Genomic DNA, 20,878 nt, shown 5'->3' with positions numbered 1-20,878 from the left:
TAATGAAATCACTCCAGCGCAGTCCCCGGTCCGGGGTTGCGTTTTGCTCGGATTGTTCCCTTTGTCTTTTTTGAAACAAAGCATGGCACAAACAACACTACCACCGCTTGGGTCGTCTTCGTCGCCGACCGCCGTCTCTTTTGTCCGCCCGCTCCTATCTTCGGTTGGCGACACAACGTCTCAGTTCTTTGCTCCCATCGTCATCGCCGGCTTGGTGCTATTCGACACCGCGGCTGCCACCGGGTCGTTGGCTGCCGGCATCTGGATTGCCTCGGCCTTCTGGCAGGTTGAGCCGACTTTGACGCCCTACGTCCCTTTTCTGCCCACATTGCTCCTCGTCCGACTGCTGACGCTGCGGCACTACGGGCTGTACCGTTTACGCGGGGCGTTTCGCTATTCTGACGACTTGCTGGCAGCGTTCAAAGGCGTCTCGCTCGGCTGCATTTACAGCTTTGTGACGCTGTTTTTCTTCCATCGCGGCATGCTCGACCAGCCGTTGTTCCTCTCGCGGGTCGTCTTCGTCTGCGACTGGGCCATCCTACTGGTCCTAGTGGTTGCTAGTCGCATCCTGTTGCGCCAAGTGCAGTCTTGGGTACGCAGTGAAGGCTACGACCTCATTCCGGCCTTTGTGGTTGGGATTGGCGAGGAAGCGCGCGTGTGTATCGCCGAAATCAACGAGTCGCCCCGCTTGGGCTACAAAGTGCTTGGCGTGCTCACAACCGACGAGCGCACACCTGACACGCCAGACATGATTGAAGATGTGCCGATTATCGGTACGTTTGACGACCTGCCGGAACTGGCCCGCGCGCTCGGCATCAAGGAAGTACTCATCACCGACTCGCAACTTCATCCGCGCCGGATTTTCAACGCCATGATGAACGCCGGGCGGAAACACCATCTCAACTTTCGCGTCGTACCGAGCCTGTTCAACTGCTTGCCCGAAAAAACCCAGATTGAACAACTGGGTTCGCTGCCGATGATCCAGCTTTTCCGCGATCCGTTGTCGGGCGTCAACCGGTTTCTGAAGCGGGCGCTGGATGTCGTGGGCGCAAGCGTGGGCTTGATTGTTCTGTCGCCGGTGCTGGCCGCCATCGCCATCGCCATCCGCCGTGAGTCGCCAGGGCCGATCTTCTACCGTCAGGAACGGGTCGGCATGGATGGGCGAACGTTCCAAATGCTCAAGTTCCGCTCTATGTACGCCGACGCGACGGACGAAATTCACCGGCGGCTCATGGTGGAGACCATCCGCTACCCGTCGCGTGCCAATCGCGGCACACGCGGGAAGCCGCTCTACGGCAAGGTGTTCAACGATCCCCGCCTGACCAAAGTCGGGAAGTGGATTCGCCGTTACAGCCTCGACGAGCTGCCGAACCTGTGGAACGTTCTCAAGGGTGAAATGAGCTTGGTCGGGCCGCGTCCGCCGATTCCCTACGAAGTTGCCGAGTACGAGGACTGGCACCGGGCGCGCTTCAGCGTCAAGGGCGGCGTGACAGGGTTGTGGCAGGTTTCGGGACGCAACCGGCTGACGTTCGAACAAATGGTTCGGCTCGATATTTACTACATCGAAAACTGGTCACTGTGGCTTGACATCAAGATTCTGCTGCGGACGATTCCGGTCGTCCTCCGTGGCGACAACACTTACTGAAAACCACCGGCGAGTGTGAACGCTCGATGTGGGCGATGTTCGAATCAACCCCGCGCCTGACCGTTTCGGCGCTGACAGCGCAGATTCGACGGCGACTTGAACGCGACTTTGGCGAAGTCGTCGTCGAAGGTGAAATTTCAAATTTCGTCGCCCATACGTCGGGTCACTGGTACTTCACGCTCAAGGACGCGCAGGCGCAGATTCGCTGCGCCTGCTGGCGCGGGACGAACTACCGGATTCGGTTTCGCCCGCAAAATGGGTTGTACGTGGTGTGCCGTGGGCGTGTGACGGTTTACGCCCCCAAGGGCGAGTACCAGCTGACGGTGGAGGCGATGTCGCCGGTCGGCGTTGGGGCGCACCAGTTGGCGTTTGAGCAGCTCAAGGCCAAGCTGGCCGCTGAAGGGTTGCTGGCGCCGGAGCGCAAACGCCCGCTGCCGTTGCTTCCACGTCGGATTGGCGTGGTGACCTCGCCGACCGGCGCGGCAATTCAAGACATTCTCAACGTACTGCGCCGCCGGAACGATAGCGTGAGTGTGTTGCTCTATCCGGCGCAAGTGGAAGGCGTGGAGGCCGCCGCTGATATTGCGGCGGGCGTCCGTTGGTTTAGCCGCCATACCGACCCGGACTTTCCGGTGGACGTGCTGATTGTCGGACGCGGCGGCGGCAGCGCGGAATCGCTCTGGGCGTTTAACACCGAAGAGGTTGCGCGTGCGATTGCCGAGTCCAACATTCCGGTCATTTCGGCCGTGGGTCACGAGATTGACTTCACGATTGCGGATTTCGTCGCCGACGTGCGCGCGCCAACGCCGTCGGCGGCGGCGGAAATGGTGGCAGCACGGCGGGCTGACCTGCTAGCGCACCTTCAAGCGCGGACGGCGGCGCTGGTCGGCGCAATGCGAATTCGGTTGCTGGAAGCGCGGGACGCCGTAGAGCGACTAGCGCGGCATCCGGTTTTCGAAGATGCGCGTGCGCGCCTACGCGACGCCGTGCAGCGGTGCGACGAACTGGCGCTGGCGGCGCAATCGGCGATGCGGGAACGGCTACGGGCGGCCGAGCGGCGGCTGGAGCGAGCCGCCGACCGCTTGCACCGTTGCAACTGGGACCTGCGCTTTCATACGCGGCGTCAAGCGACGATGGAGTTGGCGGACAAGCTAGCCACTGCCTGTTGGAGACGGATGGCGCACGAACGCCACCATTTGGCGCACGTCACGGCGCAATTGGAAGCGTTGTCGCCGTTGCGCGTGCTGGCCCGTGGCTACGCTATCGTTCGGCATCCCGACGGGCGACTCATCCGCTCCGTCGCCGACATTCAGCCGGAGCAAATGTTCCACGTTCGGCTGGCGGACGGCGAGCTATATGGGCGCGCAGTGGCCATGACGCTCCTTTCGGAAGATACGCCGCCGTCCGATTATTCGTAGGTCAGTGGTTTTTCCGGTGTCGTCGCAACGGGCCAGCCGCCGCTTTGGAAGCGCCATTCGCCGCTGGTGTAGGTCGTGACGCGATTGCCGCCGGCGCGCTTGGCGGCGTACATCATCTTGTCGGCGCGGACAGTGAGCTCCTCGGCCGATTCGCCGGCGTACTCAACGATGCCGAAACTCACCGTCACCTCGCCGTTGAAGCGTTCAAAAACGCCTTGACAAATCCGTTCGCCGACGCGCCGCGCGGCTTCCGCCGGCGTCTCCGGCAAAATCAGCACAAACTCGTCGCCGCCATAGCGGAACGGCAAATCCACTTGCCGCCGAATGACGGATTGCACTAGACCGCCGACCCAGCGGAGCAGTTCGTCACCGGCGACGTGTCCGCGCGTGTCATTGAATCGTTTGAAACCATCCAGGTCGAAATAGCACAGGGCAAAGGTGGCGTCGCGCCGCTGGGCGCGGGCGATTTCGCGCGGCAGAATGTCTTGGTAGTAGCGTTTGTTGTACAGCCCGGTCAGTTCATCGGTGATGCTTAGCTTGAGAAGCTGTTCTTGCCGGGCGCGGCGTTCCGTCACATCCATCAGAACTAACAGGAAGCCCTCGCCACGTTTGGCGCGCAGTTGGTGTACGGAGAGACTGGCGTAGAAGGTGTCACCGTTGCGCCGCCTAAGCTCCACATCCGTTTCGCCGAAGTGAACGGGCTTGCCTTCTAGGAGTCTGGCTATGCTCTCCGCCACGCTGGAATCCTTGAAGAGCGGCAAAATAGATGAGCCAACCACCTCCTTGTCGTCGTAGCCAAACATTTTTTCCGCGCCGCGACTAAACGTGACGATGTTCCCAGCTGGGTCAGTGGAGATGATGGCGGTGTCAATGGCGACATCGAGAACCGTCTGCAAATACTCATGCTCGGCTTGCGCGCTGTGGTAGAGCCGGGTGTTGCGGATGGCGACAGACACCTGCAAGGCGAGGTCTTCTGCAATTGAGCAATCATCCTCGTCAAATGCGCCGGGACGGACGCTTTCAAATTCCAGAACCCCCTCAATGCGGCCTTCGAGCCAGATGGGCGTCGCAATCTTGGAGCGGGAGCGCGTTGAGTGTCCGCGCCATTCGGGCAGTTGCCGCAGATCACGACAGAGGATAGTTTCTCCGCCTTCCAGCACGTCGGGGATAAGCCCGGAAGGGCGTTGAAGATAGGTCGCCCGGACGCTAGTGCGGTCGGAAAGCCGCGAGGCAATGTGGAAGTTCTCACCTTCCGGCCCGGTCAGATACGGCGTATAGATCGCCACCACCTCGCACTCCATGTAGCGTTGCAAATGTTCGACAATATCGGCGATGACCGTTTCAAGGTCGAGACTGCGGGCCATCTGGCGGGTGACTTCATTGATGAGGAATACCTGTTCCCGCTTACGTTGGATCAGCCGGTATTCAAGCGCGTTGTGAAAGGCGTAGGCCAAATGCCGCGCAAGCAAACTCATCCCCTCGATTTCGACGTTCGTCAGCTTGATTCGGCGCGGGTAGCCGAGGACAGCAACCCCGATGCGCTGCGCGTCGCGCCGCAGTTGGATGTACAGCCGATTGTTGTCCAAGTAGGTCAACGTGTCGAACGCTTCCGGCAGTTCCGCTAAGTCAGTCGTGACAGTTTCAAGCGGCAACTTCTGTATTACCGGCTCGCCGCTAGGCGACAACCCACTTTCATAACCAAACAGGCCGCTCTCAACGGTTATGAACAGCCGTCCCGTCGTACAGGGCGTTAGTCGAAACAGGGTGTGAAAGGCAGTTTGAGCTAAGGCGTCTAGGTCAAGATGGGCATGCAGTTTGAGGGCGATGTCGTGGAGCGCCTGTGGGGAGAGGGGCGTCTCGGCGGCTTCCGTTACACGCTCGACTCGTGCAATCGCGCGGCGCAAACGGTCGCCGGTCAGCGGCGGCGTCAGAATGAACGTGACACCTTCAGCTCTAGCTTTAGCAGCCAACGCCGTGTCGTCGTTCGGCAAGCACCCCACAATTGGCAACTGCGGATTGACCTGGTGAATGTACGCCAGATGCCCCCACGTCACCGGGTCGTCCTCCAACGCTAGCAAAACAACATCAAACTCGTACTCAGACATCAACGCGATGAGCGCCGTGCCGTCGGCGGCTGTGGTCAGTTGGAGCGTCCGGCTGCGTTGGAGCGCCGCTTCAATATCAGCGCCAATCGGCGTCGGTGGAGCGACAAGCAAGACCTGCTTCTTGAACTCCGCACGCGACATCTGGATGGTGGCGGGCGCAGGCATAGACGGCGACCAACGTGAGGCGGATGTGGATGTAGTGGTGGGTACAGTGTATGTGAAGTCGCCGACTGGGTACAGCCTTTTGCCGGAATGGCGAGCGCGCTAATCGGCAGTGAGACGTTGCGTCACGCGCCAACGTTGAGTGTGGACGCCGATCCAGCAGCGACGCCTCAAAAGGCTATGAAGCCAGCGGTGCGACTTCCTCCTCATACGGTAGCCCACTTGCGGCCAGCGAAGCAGGCTGACTACGCCCAGGGAGAAAGTCTCATACCGAAAAGCGCTGTGCCGAGACACGCGCCGAAGCAAAGCAGTTGGTATGGCTGCTTATGACGTGACAGGCGGGCGCGGCAACCGCACGCGAAACTCTGAACCGACGCCCGGCGTGCTGTCCACTGAAATATCGCCCCCATGATTGAGCACGAGATGCTTGACAATCGCCAGTCCAAGTCCCGTCCCGCCGACCTCCTGCGACCGCGACTTATCCACACGATACAGCCGTTCAAAGATGCGGGGTATGTGCTTGGCTTCGATGCCGATGCCCGTATCGCGGACGGAAATCATCGTCCGCACGTCGCTTTCAAAGCGGGCCGTCACCACGACTTCACCACCCGGACGGTTGAACTTAACGGCGTTGATGATGAGGTTCATCAGAATTTGCTCAAGCGCCTGTGGGTCGGCCTGAACCTGTACACCGGGCGTTACCTCGTTCCGAAAGGTCACCTGGCGGGCAGTGGCTTCCGGTGTCACCAGTACCGCCAAGTTGTCCACAAACCCCTTTAGCTCAATGGCGACGGGCTCCAATTTAAACTCTCCGGCTTCAATTGCCGATAAGTCAGCAATGTCGCGCACGAGGTTTTGCATGCGCGTCGCGTGCTTGTTGATGATGCGTAAGAACTGAAGATTGTTCTCGTTGTCGTACAGCGCCCCGTTGAGCAGGGTTTCAACGTAGGCCAAGATGGAAGTCAGCGGCGTACGGAGTTCGTGCGACAGATTGGCGAAGAACTCCCGCCGGACACGTTCCAGCCGAACCAACTGCGTAACATCGAAAAACACGCCAATCGCCCCAACCACCTCATGCGCCGAGGGCATCAACAGCGGCGTCGCGCGAAAGCTGAACGTGCGTTCCTCAACCCCGAAAATCTCCAGATTGGCGTCAAACGGGCGTCCTTCTTCGAGCACTTGGCGAAACCCGTCGTGAATCGCTTTGTTGCGGGTGATGTCAATCAGACGCAGCGGCCCGGTCATCACCGGCGAGAGGTTGAAGACGTCCACAGCAGCTTGGTTGTAAAGCACCACTTCCGTCTGCCGGTCAATGACGATGATGCCTTCCCGCAGCGAACCAAGCACCGCTTCAAGGAGGGGTTGCGAGTACTGATCGAGTCGAAAGCTCATGCGGTCATCTGGTATCCGACAACCATCTGCGCGTTGCGCAGACCGGCCGCCGGAAAATAAGTTTTTATCGCTTCTTGGGGGGCTTGGGCGACTTAGCGGCGTCTTTACCAGCCTCGACGAAGCGATAGCCGATGCCGACAGCGGTTTCGATGTAGCCGTCTATGCCGAGCTTCTGGCGCACCCGCCGGATGTGGACATCGAGCGTGCGCGTCTCTCCGTCGTAGTCAATCCCCCAGATGCGATCCAAGAGATACTCGCGCGTGAGCACACGCCCCTTGCTCTGGGCCAGCAACTTGAGCAAGGCAAACTCCTTGCGCGTCAGGCTGATTTCCTGCCCCTGACACCGGACAATGAAGTGGTTGTAGTCAATAAACAGTGTCCCGTCATCATAGACGGAGGATGTGCCGCCTTCCGTCCGGCGCAGAATGGCGTTAATGCGGGCCATCAGTTCGCGTACGCTAAACGGCTTCGTCACATAGTCGTCCGCGCCAAGGCCCAGCCCGTGAATTTTGTCGGTTTCATCTGTGCGCGCCGTTAGCATAATGATCGGTACGTGCGCCGTCGCTTCCTCGCGGCGCAGTCGGCGGCAGATTTCAAAGCCGTTCATCAGCGGCAGGTTGAGATCGAGCAAAATCAGATTCGGCGGATGCTCCAGCACCGTCCGCAGCCCGGCCTCCCCCGTCGTCGTAATCGTGACCTGAAAACTGCCCTCTTGTTCAAGGTTGTAGCGAATAGACTGGGCAATGTCGGCGTCGTCCTCAATAATGACAATGCTGCGTTTCATCTAAAAATCTCCTTGAAAAACGTGGACGGCCCGCCGTGCTTCACCCTGCCGTGTGCGTTACTCATTGAGATCGTCATCATGTTGCCATGCGTCCGAGGTATGCTTGATGGCACGACCTTCCGCGAGGTAAACCACTTGCTCGCATACGTTCGTCGCGTAGTCGGCGATGCGTTCAAGATGCTTGATGACGAACAACAGCTCGGTGGCGCGCGTGACCGTACTGGAATCCTTGGTCATAAAAGTCGTCAGTTCGGCGAAAATTCGGCGGTAAAGCAAGTTCACTTCGTCGTCGCGCCGAATCGTCTGCCGCGCCTTGGCGGCGTCGCTCTGGGTCAGGGCGTCTAACGCCGCAGCCAGCATCTTTTGCACTAATGTCGCCATGTGGGGGAGTGCAATGTACGGCTTGAGTTCCGGTTCATCATTGAGGCGCAGCGCGTGGCGGGCGATATTGACGGCGTGATCAGCGATACGCTCAATCATTGGCGTCGTACGCAGGACGCCGATGACAAACCGCAAGTCCGTCGGCCCCAACTGCGCCGCTTTGATCAGCAAGTCGGCGCACAGCTCATCAATTTCCGACTCAACGGAATCAATCGTATCGTCATCGCGGATCACCTGCTCAGCCAAGGCGGAATTGCGGCGAATCAGCGCTCCGAGCGCCCGCGAGAGGGCGTCTTCGGCCTGCCCACCTAAAAGCAGCACCTTATCCCGCAAACCTTGCACCCGCGCGTCCAGTATGAGGGTATCCATTTTTTCGTACCTCCTGTGGACGCTCCAAGTGCTCCCAACATGGGATGTGTTCGCGTACTCGCCGACGCGCTGCATGGCTGCTGCCACAAAGCAAAAAGCGGCTGACCGGAAAACTTACCAGCCGCTAGAGTAAGGAGCGCCCGTTACATAAACGTAACACAGCCGTAAATTCCGATGAAGGCGCTTCCGCCACGCTAACGGGGACTTATTCGGTTATTACTGCCGATTCGCATTTTTGGAGAATACGTCGTGCCGTCTTCATTTTTTCGGACTGTCACTGTTGTGCTGCTGGTAGGCGTGGTGTTGACGACCGCGCCGCCGGCCGGTTTCGGACAGTACCCACGCAACCGAAAAATCAATATCGCGCATCGCGGCGCGTCCGCTTATGCCCCAGAACATACTTTGGCCGCCTACCGGCTGGCGCTTGAGCAGGGGGCGGATTATGTTGAACCGGACCTCCAGCTGACGAAAGACGGCGTGTTAGTGTGCCTGCACGATGCGACGCTGGAACGCACGACCAATGTCCGGAAGGTGTATCCTGACCGCGGACGCACCGAGACCGTCGGCGGGCAATCTCGTCAAGTCTGGCGCGTGGCGGATTTTACGTTGGAAGAAATCAAGCGGCTCGACGCCGGCGCGTGGTTCGGCCCGCAGTTCGCCGGCGAGCGCGTCCCGACCTTCCAGGAGATGATTGATGTCGTTCGGGGCAAAGCTGGGATTTATCCTGAAATGAAGCACCCAGCGCGGTACGCCGCACTGGGATTTGACATGCCAAAGGCGCTACTTGACGTCCTCAAAAGCAATGGCCTTGATCGTCCCGGCGCTGACCCACAGACGCCGGTCGTCATTCAGTCCTTCGACGCCGACAGCCTCCGCCGCCTCCGGCGATTGGGATGCCGGTTGCCACTGGTGTTTTTGATTGACGACGAAGCGCCGGGCGACTGGATTTCACCGGACGGGATGCGGCGGATTCGGCGCTTCGCCGATGGTGTCGGTCCTTCAAAACACATTGTCGCCAAGACGCCAGAGGTGGTGCGTTGGGCGCGCGCCGCCGGATTGTCCGTGACGCTTTATACCTTCAAGTCAAACGCCACCGGCAATTTCCCCGACGTGGAAGCTGAGATGCGGCACTTTCTCTATAACCTAGGCGTTGACGCTGTTTTCACGAACAATCCTGATCGCTTTCCACGGGAAGAGCGTCCAGAATAGCTTTCAGACCGCGCGCTAAGGCGGCGCAAGCGGCCGGCAAGTTCCACTGTTGGCGCTCACGGTCGCCGGTGAAGTTACTGATAGCGCGCAAGGCGGCGTACGGAACGCCGAACTGCGCCGCCGTCCAAGCGACCGCTAGTCCCTCCATATTCTCAACGGCGGCGGTAGTGCGGGCAGCCATGGCGGCGGCAGCGGCGTCAGTTCCCGAGCAGCAGGCGACTGTCGCAAATAGCAGCCGAGGGGCAGGAGCCACCTGTTGCGCCACCCAGTCCGCCCACGGACTGTTGAACATCAAGCTATTAGGAAAAGCGTCGGTCAGTGGAAAGCCAAGGCCGCCAAGGTCTTGGTAGCCAGCGGGCGTGATGATGCCGGACTGGGGATCACACTCCCCGGCGGCTGTCGCAAGATCACCGACCTGTACCGGTGCGCCAGGATACGCGCCGCCGACGCCGATATGCAGCAGGGCTGCGAAGCGGCGGCGTCCCAACACGTACGCCGCCGCCGCCGCTGCTCGGATGATACCGACGCCCGTCAGCAGAATGCTTACATGTGGTTCTAGTGACGCCAGCCGTCCTATGGGAAGCGTTTCCGTCGGTAGTTGTGCCCAGGTAGGGAAGGCATCCCGGACTTCCGCCGCAACCGCCGCAACGACCAACAGAGGAGAAAACCGGAAAACTTCGGGCACTTTTTCCAACCTCGCGCGTGAGAATAAGTATCAAGAGAAACCAAAACGCCAACGGCATTTCGCTAGGGAGGTTTACGTATGGGTAAAGCCACGTCTCGGAAGCATCCACATCTCAAGGCGCTAGAGGAACAGTTTGGGGAAACCACCGTGCAAATGCTGGATCGGTTGATGCGGGAGGTCGTCCGGGCGCGGACGGCGGCGAGCGATGCGTTGCGTCGGCTACGCGCCAAGTCGTCGGATGAGCAGGCGCTGGAGGAGTTCCGCCGCGCACGCCAAGCTGTCATTCAGCATCGGCAACGCCTGCTGCGTGTCCTCGAAGCGCATGCGGAAGGCTGTTAGTGCGCCACTATGAGCGCAGTGTAGGGTGCTTTGGGCGCAGAGCGGCTTTTTCACAAGGACGCCCTGCCGGCCCCGAAGCGGCTCGCCTTACTTGAGAGTGGTTTAATGGAGGCGCGAGCGCCTAAAACGCGCTGTGAGGCGCTGTGTCCGCCTCAGCCACACGCTGTTGGGTTTAGGAAACGTTCGCTCGCGGCCGCGTCGCTTCCCGACTAAGCAACCACTCCAGCAAAGCCATACGAACGGCCACGCCGTGCGTCACTTGCGTCTGAATCAGGGACTGCACGCCGTCGGCGACATCCGAAGCAATTTCCACCTCGCGGTTAATCGGCCCCGGATGCAGCACTGGCGCGTCAGGCTTGGCCCAAGCCAGTCGTTCACGGGTTAAGCCGAAGTGTGTGAAGTATTCACCAAGCGACGGAAAAAACGCGCCGTCAAGCCGCTCCTGCTGAATACGCAGCACCATCACGGCGTCAGCGTCGGTGAGGGCTTCCCGGATGGAGTCCGTCACCCGCACCGTACCAGGCCAGCCGTCGGCGAAGCGTTCGATGCCGGGCGCCCGTAGCGTACGCGGGCCGCCCAGCCGGACGTGCGCGCCCATCATGGCCAGCAGCCGGACATTTGACCGCGCTACGCGGCTGTGGCGAATGTCACCTAGAATGGCAATTTCTAGCCCTTCTAAACGCCCAAACCGCCGACGCAGCGTGAAGGCGTCAAGCAGTGCCTGCGTTGGATGTTCGTGCTCGCCGTCGCCGGCGTTGATAAAGTGCGCCTTTGAGAACCGCGCCATAAAATGCGGCACACCCGCCACAGCATGCCGGACGACAACGACATCCGGCATCATAGCGTCAAGTGTCAGAATGGTGTCGCGCAGCGTCTCGCCCTTGGCCAGACTCGACATCCCAACGACGATGTTGACCACCTTCATACCAAGCCGTTTGGCGGCCAGTTCAAACGATGTCCGGGTGCGGGTGGACGCTTCTGAAAACAGCGTCACTAGATGCTTGCCCCGCAGGCGGTCGTCAACGGCGTCGGGCGCGGCTGTTAGGGGCAAAAAGCGCTCAGCCCGATCAAGCAGCTCGGTGACAAGCGCAGGCGTCAGATCGCTGGTGTCGAGGAAGTCTTTCATTGCGCCGCTGGCTCACCGCCGCCCGTCGCCGCCGGCTCGACAATCAGCACCTGCTCCGCACCGTCAATCTCAGCGACCATCACCTTGACGATCTCCGTCGCCTTGGTCGGGATCCGTTCGCCGACAAAATCCGCCTGAATCGGCACTTCGCGGTGGCCACGGTCAATCAACACCGCCAACTGGACGCGGCGCGGACGCCCCAAATCAAACAGGGCGTCGAGCGCCGCGCGAATCGTTCGTCCAGTGTAAAGGACATCGTCCACAATGACGACTGTCGTGGACGCAAGCTGCCCTGGCATCGCCGTCGCGTTGACGACCGGTTTCGGCGCCACCAGCGACAGGTCATCGCGGTAGAGCGTAATGTCAAGGACGCCCAACTGCGGACGCACACCTTCAAGCTTTTCGATGGCGTCAGCGATGCGTTCCGCCAGCGGTACGCCGCGCCGTCGGATGCCGGCAATGACAAGGTTTTCCGCACCGCGATTGCGTTCCACAATTTCCGACGCCATCCGCGCCAGCGCACGCTGCATGGCGGCGGCGTCCATCAGGCGAACCTTCTCAATGAACTCCATAAGGGACATCCAGCCAGAAACGGAAGTGAGCCGGCGCGCAGCCGCTGTTTCAACCATGGCGTCTGCCTCGTCTGAAAGCAAGACGGCGAATGGTTGGTCTCAGCGTCCGGCTGATTTAGATTGCGGTTATGATTCGCACTGCTTCCTATACCCGCGACCTGCTGCCGGCGGCGTTGTCGCCTGACAACGATGCGTCGGCGTTCATTCACCGTTTCCAGTTTGTCGAAAGCATAGCCCGCGAGTGGTTTCGCCGTTATGGATTCCAGGAAATCCGTACGCCGATGTTTGAGCGCACCGAGTTGTTCGCGCGCGGCGTCGGCGCGGAAACCGACATCGTGACGAAGGAAATGTACACGTGGCGCGACCGTGCCAGCGATGACAGCGAAGGTGAAAGTCTCACGCTCCGCCCTGAAAGCACGGCGCCGGTGGCGCGCGCCTACATCCAGCATCAGATGTGGAAGCGCGCGGAAACGGTTCGGCTCTATTACATCGGGCCGCAGTTTCGGCGCGAACGCGGACAGCGCGGCCGCTACCGCCAGTTTTTCCAAATCGGCGCAGAAACGCTTGGGTCAAGCGATCATCCAGTGCTCGATGTTGAGGGCATTGAGCTGGCGATGGGCATTTTGGCTGACGCTGGACTGAGCGACCTTGAATTGCGCATCAACACTGTCGGCGACGCGGAAACGCGCCTACGTTTTGTCGCCGCCATCCGTCAGGCCCTCGCCAACCGGCTGGAGGCGCTCTCTGAAGACTCCCGGCGGCGATTTGACACAAACCCGCTGCGCATCCTCGACTCCAAAGCCGAGCAGGATCAACCGCTGATTGCCGCACTACCGCCCATCTACGATTTCCTCAACGACGACTGCCGGATGCACTTCGACGCCGTACGCCGCTATCTTGACGCGGCGGGCATCCCCTACGTGGTGGACGCCCGGCTGGTGCGCGGGCTAGATTACTACACAAAGACGGTTTTTGAAGTCGTGTCGCATGCGCCGAGCATCGGGGCGCAGAACGCACTGGCGGGCGGCGGGCGTTACGATGGTCTGGTGGAAACGCTGGGCGGCCCGCCGACCAAAGGCTTTGGCTTCGCGCTGGGTCTTGACCGCGTTGTGCTCGCGATGCCGGAAGACCGGGCGCCCGAAGAGCGTCCCGATGTGTTCGTCGTCCATCTGGGTGAAGCGGCGTTTGACCGTGCTGTGGGTGTCGTCCGGGAGGCCCGCCGCGCCGGCGTGGCGGCGATGCTGGACGTGACGCCACGCAGCCTCAAAAGCGCGCTGCGGCTGGCGAACAAGCTGGGCGCGCGCTTCGCGCTCATTCTTGGCGAAACGGAACTGACGACCGGACAGTGGACGCTGCGCGACCTGACGCGCAGCGAGCAACTTACTGTCCCAGCGGAAGACTGGCTTCAACACATCACCCGCAAAACCAGAACCTAGCGCCGGCGCGCGGCGGGAGTATCGTTTACTCCATAGTTTTTCCCCATGCACATTGAAGCATCGCTGCTGGGAGAACTGGTTCTCCTTCTGCTGATTTCGCTCCCGATTGTGTTTGTGTGCGGGCGGCTGCGGCTGCCGACGCTCATCGGCTACATGCTGACGGGGATTGTGATCGGGCCGCCGTCGCCTCTGCACTTAGTGGGTCAGGGGAACTCTACAAGCAAGGCTGGCCCTGTAGAAACGCTGGTGGAAATCGGCGTCGTGTTGCTGCTGTTCACAATTGGGCTGGAGTTTTCATTGGAAAAGCTTGTCGCCATGAAGCGGGTCGTGCTGCTGGGCGGGGGGCTTCAGGTGATCCTCACCGTCGCGGCCGGAGCGGTTGCAGCCCACTACGTGGCCGATTTCGGCTGGTTGCCGGCGATCTTTGTCGGCTTCTTGGTGGCGTTGTCGAGCACGGCGATTGTTCTCAAAACCTACGTTGACCGCGCCGAGTCGGATACGCCTTATGGGCGTGTCGGCATCGGGATTTTGCTGTTCCAAGATTTGTGCATCGTTCCAATGATGCTCTTCGTGCCGTTGCTGGCCGGGAAAGGGCAGGTGACAGCGGTGGATGTGGTCAAAACATTGGCGGAAGCAGCCATTGCTGTTTTACTGATTGTCGTAACAGCGCGGCTAGTCTTCCCGTTTCTGCTGCGCTGGCTGGTGACGCTTCGTAGTCGGGAAGTCTTCGTGAGTTTTGCTGTGCTGTCCTGCTTGGGGACGGCCTGGCTAACAGCTCAGTCCGGACTATCGCTGGCGCTGGGCGCGTTCATCGCCGGGGTAGTGCTGTCGGAGTCGGAATACAGCCATCAGATCGTCGCTGACATTCTGCCCTTCCGCGACATCTTTAACGCGATCTTCTTCATCTCGGTGGGGAGGCTGCTGGCGTTAGATGTATTGGCGGCGTCATGGGTGACGGTCGCCGGATTGGTGGCGTTGATTGTCGTCGGGAAAACGCTGCTGGCGTTTGCAGCCATCAAGGCGCTCGGCCACACCACGCGGATTGCGCTCACGGCGGCGCTTGGTCTGGCGCAAGTCGGCGAGTTTTCGTTTGTTTTGCTCAAGGCTGGGTCGGAGTTGAGCCTACTAAGCCAAAGGGAATACCAAATCTTCTTGGCGGCTTCGATTGTGACCATGTTGGCGACGCCGTTGCTTATTAGCGTCGCGCCAGCCCTTGGCTATCGTTTTTGCCGCCTCACCGGCCTGCCCGATGCACCGGACGTTGCACCAACGGAAGGACTGCCGCCGGTTGGCGGCCACGTCATCATTGCCGGCTACGGCCTCAACGGGCGTAATCTAGCGCGGGTGTTGCGGGCGGCAAGCATTCCCTACCGCATCATCGAACTCAACATCGAATCCATCCGAGCGGGACGGAAGCAGGGCGAACCGATCATCTACGGCGACGGGACGCGCCGCGAGGTATTGCACGCGGCCGGCATTGAAGCTGCGCGGATTCTGGTCGTCGCCATTTCCGACGCCACGGCGACGCGGCGGATTGCGGCGTTAGCGCGCGAAATGAAGCCCGACCTGCACATCATTGTGCGGACGCGGTTTGTTTCGGAAATGAATGGGCTGTACGCGCTGGGTGTCAATCAAGTCATTCCAGAGGAGTTTGAGACGAGTCTGGAGATTTTCGCCCGCGTTCTGCGCGAGTACGGCCTGTCGCGTCAGTATATCCAACAGCAGGTTGAGACCATTCGCCGTGAGGGCTACCGTCTGCTAGATGCGGAGTGTCCGGGGCGTGAGGCGCTCATCGGCGAGTTGGCGTCCCTCATTGAGAACGCCACAACAGCCGCCATGCGCTTGCCAGCCGACTCACCGGCCGTTGGACGGTCGCTGCGCGAGTTGGCGCTGCGGCCGACGTTCGGCGTGACGGTCGTGGCCGTTCAGCGCGGCGCGGAAACCATTGTCAATCCCGACGCGGATTTCATCCCTGCTCCCGGCGATGTGTTTGTTTTGCTCGGCAAGCCGGAGCAGTTGGAGAAGGCTATCGAAAGCCTAACGACCGGTGTGGCTCAGTTGGGAGGGAGCGTCGCTTGGTGAAGTCGCGCGCGCCGTCAAACGAGCACTACCGTGACATTCTTACTGTTCCGAACGTCATTACGCTGTTTCGGATTTTACTCGTCCCCGTCTTTGTCGTCTGTTTTCTGCGCGAGTGGTTCTGGTGGGCGACGGCGGCGTTTGCGGCAGCTGGTCTTTCCGACGCCGTGGATGGCTGGCTGGCGCGCAAGCTCAACGCGCAGAGTCAGCTTGGGCAGGCGCTTGATCCCATCGCCGACAAGCTACTGATGCTGTCGAGCTACATTGTCATGGCAATCCCATCGGAAGCCAACATACCGATTCCATGGTGGCTGGCGGCTGTGGTCATCGGCCGTGATGTCGGGATTGTCACCGTCGCCGCTGGGATTGCGCATGTCACCGGCTTCCGCGATTTCAAACCGTCGTTGCCCGGCAAAATCAGCACGTTTTGTCAGGCGACGTTGATTGTCATGTACCTGCCGGCGCAGTCGGTGACTTTTTTGCATCCGGCGCTGCCGTGGTGTGTGGCGGTTGTTTTTGTCATGACGGTGTACTCCGGCCTACACTACATCTGGTTTGTCGCGCAGGAAGTTCGTGATTTTCGTCGTCAGGCGGAACGCTCGTCATGACTGAACCGGAACCAATCAACAGCGGGGGTGCGCCGGCTGGGGAAGCGTCAGCCGATCTGCCACTGGCGCACTGGCGACAGCTCCGGTGGGCGCGCTGGTTGCCGTCGCTGATCCTCATCTTGTTACTGTTGATGGTTGGCGGGTTACTGTCGGGTGTCGCCGCTTGGCTTTCCTACCTGTTCAAGCCGGTCGTTATTCCGCTCCTCATTTCGGGAGCACTGGCATACCTCATCAAGCCGTTGGTGGACTGGCTTGACGGCGTGACGGCGCGCTGGGTGCAGCGGGAGCGAACCCGGCATACGCTGAATGTTCTGGCGGCCATGGCGGTCGCCGTTTTTGGGCTAGGGATCATTCTTTTCGTGATCGTACCGAGTTTGGCCCGCCAACTGACACAGGCGGCTCAAAAATTGCCAGCGGGCTATCGGAAAGTCGTCGCCGTCGCCCAGCCGGTGCTGGAAGAGCTAAAACACCGCTACCCGATCCAGTATGCACAGGTTGAAGGGCATTTGCGTGAGCGCCTTGCCGATCCGTCGGCGTTGATTGAACCGCTTTTGGCGGGGCTGAGCGCGACCTTCGCCAACGCCGTCGGCGTGGCTACGAACCTGATCAATCTCCTGCTCATTCCCTTCTTCGTGTACTACATCCTGAAGGACGGCGGCGCGCTGGAGCGGCGTCTGTTGCAACTAGTCCCCTGGCGACACCGAGCGACCGTTTCAGGTGTTTTGGTGAAGATTGACGGAGCGCTGGGGAATTTCGTACGTGGGCAACTGATCGTGTGCTCCGCGATGAGCGTGCTATACGCCATTGGGTTCAGTCTGCTGGGCGTCCCGTCGGCGTTGTCGCTCGGTTTCCTGTCCGGCTTTGGCCATCTCGTTCCCTACGTTGGGACGTTCTTGGCGGGGTTGCTGACCTGTACGCTGGCATTGGCGGATGACCCTTCGTGGGTGCATCTGGCGCTGCTCATCGGCGTGTACGTCGCCGTCCAGAGCGTTGAAAGCTTTTACCTGACGCCGTTTGTCTTGGGCGAGCGGCTCGACTTGCACCCGTTTCTGGTGATTGTCGGCTTGCTGGTTGGGCATCACCTACTCGGCATTCTAGGCGTCATCCTGACCGTGCCAGCGCTGGCGGTTGGGAAGGTGCTGACCGTTGTAGCGATTGAATATTACGAGCGATCGGCGTTTTATCGCTACGGAGCGCCGTCGGACGGTGACCGCTTGCCCGACATTTCCACGCCGTCAACAGCGCAGGAAGCGCCAGCGGCCACGGTGACTTCCGCGCCATGAGGCCGATGATTTCGACGAGTGAGACAGCCAAATCCGGCGCTTCGGCGACGGCGACCGGTGTGACGGCGTGTGCTGGGCGTGCAAGGGTTTTGGATGCCGCATTGGACGCCGCGCATACGCTTGTGTTGGGTTTGTGGTTTGGGGCGATGGTCTTTTTCAGCGCAGCCGTTGCGCCGAGCGCCTTCGGTGTTCTGCCGACGCGCGCGCTGGCCGGGTCGCTGGTCAACAGCGTTCTAGGAAAGCTGGAATGGTGGGGATTGACCTGCGGCTTGCTCTTGATTGCTCTCCAGATTGCGCAACGGCTGCGCGGCGGACGGCTCAACTCGTGGAAAGGGTGGTTGCTGATAGCGCTGCCGGTCGTCATGACGCTCAACGTTGCCGTGTCGAAGTTTGTTGTTTCAGCACGGCTAGCTGCGCTGCGCGCCGGACTGGGTGGTGAAATCGAAAGACTCCCGCCAAGTGACCCTGTGCGGCTGACGTTCGCCGCATGGCACCAGTATTCGGTTTGGTTGATGGCCTGCAACATTTTGGCCGGGGCGGCACTAGTCATTTTGTCCCGTGTTTGGCTGCGCACGGCGGCGTCATCTGGGGCGAGTAGAAACGAATGAGGCGTCGTCCGGCGCTTTCCGCCTGTTGCGCCGCTCTGAAAGAAAACCGTGTTTCTTGTGAGCCAGTCGCCGGGTCACAAACTCGCCCAAGCCCGTAGCTGTAGGGGCGAACTTATACGCCCTTAGTGCAAGCTAGCGGCGGCCCTAGAGATGTAGTGAAGTTGCCTGCCGGAAGCGGCGAAACGCCGCTACCACGCCAATAGAGGATTGGAAAGCTGCTCGCAGTCGCACTAATCACGTAAGCTTGCAGGCGGCGCAAGCGGCGTATGGGGCAGTGACGGTTCCGGCAAAGGCGGCAGTTCGGGTATCGGCGGCTTGATGTCAGGATCAGCGACCATCCCCGGCGAACCAATATTGCTGACGCCGACTTGCGTACAGTCCTTTTGCGGCGCCGTCCCCGCTAAGAACCACTCCTCGATCGTTTCACCCTGACAGGACGGCGACGGCAGCAGGCCGGTCTGCAGATCGACGACAACTTTTTCTACGCCGTCGGCGTCTGGGAAAGCGTCGCCGGCCAGGTCGGGCCGAAACTTAAGCGCCGCACGCATGAAGTTGATGAAAATCGGCAGCGCCGAACTCCCTCCTGTCATACCAAGTTGGCGGTTGTCGTCGTAGCCGACGTACACCACACACACCAGATGCGGCGTAAAACCGGCGAACCACCCGTCGCGGCTTGTCCCAGTTTTGCCGGCTAGTGCCTTCGTCAGACCGTTGGCCTTGGCGGCTGTGCCGCGTTCCACCGGTCCGCGCAGCAGGTGTGTCATCACCGCCGCCACATCCGGCGACACCACCGGTTTCATCTGCGGCTCAATCTTGTCCACTAACTCGCCCTTGCCGTCCACAACGAGCGTCAGCGCCCGTGGTTCGACGCGCATGCCGCGATTGGGAAACACCGTATAGGCGCGGGCGATCTCCAGCGGCGTCGCCTCCTTCACGCCGAGCGCCAAACTTGGATAGGCGTCCGGGCGCGGCAACCCAAACCGTTCCGCCATCTGCGCCACACGGTCGTAGCCGACCGCTTCTGCAACGCTTACCGCGACGACGTTCAGCGATTTGGTCAGGGCGGTGCGAACAGTGACGTACTGGTTGCTGTACGCCTGCCCGAAGTTGTCGGGACTGTAGGTTTGGCCGTCGCCGTACGTAAATGTCCGCTTTTCGTCCTTGAACAACGACGACGGCGTGACGACTTTTTCCTCAATCGCCGCCGTGTAGACGAACGGCTTGAAAACCGAACCGGGCTGCCGACGAGCGTCCGTGACGCGATTGAGCTGCGAGCGGGAGTAGTCCCGTCCACCCACCATTGCCAAAATGTCGCCGGTCCGCGCGTCAAGCGCCACAAGCGCCGCATCCAAACCGGGCGCCGGTTTTTTGACCAAGCTCGCCATGCCTTTTTGAACCGCCTCGACCGCCGCCTGCTGAAGGTTCAGATCAAGCGTGGTGTAAATGCGCGCCGCCGGGTCGGACAGCACCCGCTCCAGTTTGCGGTCGGCAAGAACGGTTTGCAGATAATCCAAGTAATAGGGTGCATCGGCGTTGCTGCCCGCACGACGCGGCGCTACCCCAAGCGGGGCAACCTTGGCTTTTTCGTACTCCGCCTGCGTAATAAAGCCGACCTCCAGCATGTCCCCAAGCACCTTGTTGCGCCGTTCCAGCGCACGGTCGGGATGCTTGAACGGTGAGTAGTAGCCGGGTCCGCGAATGACGCCCGCCAGAAAAGCCGCCTCCGGAAGCGTGAGATTGGCGACATCCTTCATGAAATAAAAACGCGCCGCTTCCCCAACGCCGTTGATGGAATAGCTGCCATCCTGCCCAAGGTAGATTTCATTGCAATACATCTGGAAAATCTGCTGCTTGGTTAGGCGCGTTTCGAGAATGATGGCGATATAAGCTTCCTTGAGCTTGCGACTTAATGTTCGCTCCGGCGTCAGGAAAAAGTTTTTGACCAGTTGCTGCGTAATCGTTGAGCCGCCCTGCAACCCGCCGTCGCGCTCAAGGAAATTGCGGTAAATGGCGCGCGCAAGACCCCGAATGTCTACGCCGCGATGGTCGAAAAAGCGCCTATCCTCAACGGCGACAATCGCGTTGACGAGCGTTTTGGGCAGATCGTTGAACTCGACAATCTTCCGCTTTTCGCGTTCCTGATTGAGCGCAGTAAGCAACGGCGGCTCGAGCAGGCACTCGTTAAGCGATTGCTTGCTGGAAAGTTCGGTAATGGCGACCGGCGTGTTGCCGTTGAAACGAATCTGGACGGCGGGAAAGCTCCATCCCATCCGTTGGGCGTCGGCGCTAGGCGTAATTTCGAGACGATTGCCGTCAAGCCGGTAAGAGCCGCGCGTTGGGTTGCTAGCCTTCGGTTGGGCGGTATAGCCCGCGCGCGCAAGGTAGTCGAGGATTTGTGCCTTGCCGAACGGTCCGCCTTTGACAACCCGCGCCGGTGCTGCGTAGATGCCGCTCGCCCGGACAAACACCTCGCCCCGCAGCTTTTCATCAATCATTGTCGAGAACACCACGTAGTAGTAAATCAAAACGCCGACGACCGGCAGCAGCGCCAGCGCCAAGAAAAAGACGCGGCGCGGCGTGACAAGGCGTTGCCACCAACGCTTTCGGCGAAAAACCCGTGGATCGTTCTTGAAGGCCAAGTTGTTTCCTGTCATGAGGCCACCGTACCGTGTTGTGC

Annotated in this window: 18 protein-coding genes; 10 read left to right on the top strand and 8 right to left on the bottom strand. The window is 60.3% G+C overall.

Annotated features, from left to right (window positions below):
• Nucleotides 1-82 precede the first annotated feature (82 nt).
• On the top strand, nucleotides 83-1,645 hold the full coding sequence (locus NZ585_00250; protein ID MCS7078468.1) for a sugar transferase: 1,563 nt from the start codon (nucleotides 83-85) through the stop codon (nucleotides 1,643-1,645).
• A gap of 35 nt (nucleotides 1,646-1,680) precedes the next feature.
• Nucleotides 1,681-3,063 (top strand): exodeoxyribonuclease VII large subunit, encoded by a 1,383-nt coding sequence (xseA, locus tag NZ585_00245; protein MCS7078467.1) that lies wholly within the window; start codon nucleotides 1,681-1,683, stop codon nucleotides 3,061-3,063.
• Here xseA and NZ585_00240 read toward each other — a convergent pair.
• On the bottom strand, nucleotides 3,054-5,279 hold the full coding sequence (locus tag NZ585_00240) for a diguanylate cyclase (GenBank protein MCS7078466.1): 2,226 nt from the start codon (nucleotides 5,277-5,279) through the stop codon (nucleotides 3,054-3,056). The genes xseA and NZ585_00240 overlap by 10 nt on opposite strands.
• Before the next feature lie 10 nt (nucleotides 5,280-5,289).
• On the opposite strand from NZ585_00240, the gene NZ585_00235 reads away from it, so the two are divergent.
• A complete protein-coding gene (locus NZ585_00235) occupies nucleotides 5,290-5,436 on the top strand; it encodes a hypothetical protein (protein ID MCS7078465.1) in 147 nt (48 codons plus the stop codon).
• A 218-nt stretch (nucleotides 5,437-5,654) separates the two neighbouring features.
• Here the strand turns inward: NZ585_00235 and NZ585_00230 are convergent, their stop codons facing one another.
• The 3 genes from NZ585_00230 to phoU form a co-directional block, all read right to left on the bottom strand.
• Nucleotides 5,655-6,722, bottom strand: a complete 1,068-nt coding sequence (locus tag NZ585_00230; protein MCS7078464.1) for an ATP-binding protein — start codon at nucleotides 6,720-6,722, stop codon at nucleotides 5,655-5,657.
• A 64-nt stretch (nucleotides 6,723-6,786) separates the two neighbouring features.
• Nucleotides 6,787-7,506 (bottom strand): response regulator transcription factor, encoded by a 720-nt coding sequence (locus NZ585_00225; protein MCS7078463.1) that lies wholly within the window; start codon nucleotides 7,504-7,506, stop codon nucleotides 6,787-6,789.
• A 57-nt stretch (nucleotides 7,507-7,563) separates the two neighbouring features.
• Nucleotides 7,564-8,256, bottom strand: coding sequence for a phosphate signaling complex protein PhoU (gene phoU / locus NZ585_00220; GenBank protein ID MCS7078462.1), 693 nt, complete (start codon nucleotides 8,254-8,256; stop codon nucleotides 7,564-7,566).
• A 249-nt stretch (nucleotides 8,257-8,505) separates the two neighbouring features.
• Here phoU and NZ585_00215 point away from each other — a divergent pair, with 249 nt between their 5' ends.
• Nucleotides 8,506-9,465, top strand: coding sequence for a glycerophosphodiester phosphodiesterase (locus NZ585_00215; GenBank protein ID MCS7078461.1), 960 nt, complete (start codon nucleotides 8,506-8,508; stop codon nucleotides 9,463-9,465).
• On the opposite strand, the gene mqnB is transcribed toward NZ585_00215, so the two are convergent.
• Nucleotides 9,419-10,150: a futalosine hydrolase gene (mqnB, locus tag NZ585_00210; GenBank protein ID MCS7078460.1), complete on the bottom strand. Its 732-nt coding sequence runs from the start codon at nucleotides 10,148-10,150 to the stop codon at nucleotides 9,419-9,421. The two genes, NZ585_00215 and mqnB, sit on opposite strands and share 47 nt — an antisense overlap.
• 78 nt (nucleotides 10,151-10,228) lie before the next feature.
• Between mqnB and NZ585_00205 the strand changes: the two genes are divergently transcribed.
• Complete coding sequence (locus tag NZ585_00205; protein ID MCS7078459.1) at nucleotides 10,229-10,489, top strand: hypothetical protein; 261 nt, start codon at nucleotides 10,229-10,231, stop codon at nucleotides 10,487-10,489.
• Nucleotides 10,490-10,661: 172 nt separating this feature from the next.
• Here NZ585_00205 and NZ585_00200 read toward each other — a convergent pair whose 3' ends face one another.
• Both NZ585_00200 and pyrR read right to left on the bottom strand, forming a co-directional pair.
• Nucleotides 10,662-11,615, bottom strand: coding sequence for an aspartate carbamoyltransferase catalytic subunit (locus NZ585_00200; GenBank protein MCS7078458.1), 954 nt, complete (start codon nucleotides 11,613-11,615; stop codon nucleotides 10,662-10,664).
• Complete coding sequence (gene pyrR / locus NZ585_00195) at nucleotides 11,612-12,244, bottom strand: bifunctional pyr operon transcriptional regulator/uracil phosphoribosyltransferase PyrR (protein MCS7078457.1); 633 nt, start codon at nucleotides 12,242-12,244, stop codon at nucleotides 11,612-11,614. The genes NZ585_00200 and pyrR overlap by 4 nt, the downstream gene beginning before the upstream one ends.
• A 71-nt stretch (nucleotides 12,245-12,315) precedes the next feature.
• Here pyrR and hisS point away from each other — a divergent pair, with 71 nt between their 5' ends.
• From hisS to NZ585_00170, 5 genes are read left to right on the top strand one after another with little or no spacing between them, the layout of a single operon-like run.
• Entirely contained in the window at nucleotides 12,316-13,623 is a 1,308-nt protein-coding gene (hisS, locus tag NZ585_00190; GenBank protein ID MCS7078456.1) for a histidine--tRNA ligase, read from the top strand.
• Between the two features lie 45 nt (nucleotides 13,624-13,668).
• Nucleotides 13,669-15,705, top strand: a complete 2,037-nt coding sequence (locus NZ585_00185; GenBank protein MCS7078455.1) for a cation:proton antiporter — start codon at nucleotides 13,669-13,671, stop codon at nucleotides 15,703-15,705.
• A complete protein-coding gene (locus NZ585_00180) occupies nucleotides 15,702-16,310 on the top strand; it encodes a CDP-alcohol phosphatidyltransferase family protein (GenBank protein MCS7078454.1) in 609 nt (202 codons plus the stop codon). The genes NZ585_00185 and NZ585_00180 overlap by 4 nt, the downstream gene beginning before the upstream one ends.
• Nucleotides 16,307-17,593 (top strand): AI-2E family transporter, encoded by a 1,287-nt coding sequence (locus NZ585_00175; protein MCS7078453.1) that lies wholly within the window; start codon nucleotides 16,307-16,309, stop codon nucleotides 17,591-17,593. The genes NZ585_00180 and NZ585_00175 overlap by 4 nt, the downstream gene beginning before the upstream one ends.
• Nucleotides 17,590-18,201, top strand: coding sequence for a DUF4149 domain-containing protein (locus NZ585_00170; GenBank protein ID MCS7078452.1), 612 nt, complete (start codon nucleotides 17,590-17,592; stop codon nucleotides 18,199-18,201). The genes NZ585_00175 and NZ585_00170 overlap by 4 nt, the downstream gene beginning before the upstream one ends.
• A 230-nt stretch (nucleotides 18,202-18,431) precedes the next feature.
• On the opposite strand, the gene NZ585_00165 is transcribed toward NZ585_00170, so the two are convergent.
• A complete protein-coding gene (locus tag NZ585_00165) occupies nucleotides 18,432-20,855 on the bottom strand; it encodes a PBP1A family penicillin-binding protein (protein ID MCS7078451.1) in 2,424 nt (807 codons plus the stop codon).
• Between the last annotated feature and the right edge of the window lie 23 nt (nucleotides 20,856-20,878).

The organism is Chloracidobacterium sp. (genome assembly GCA_025057975.1).
GTDB lineage: Bacteria > Acidobacteriota > Blastocatellia > Chloracidobacteriales > Chloracidobacteriaceae > Chloracidobacterium.
Note: the sequence above shows the minus strand (reverse complement) of the source record. Positions and strands in the feature narration are given on the sequence as shown.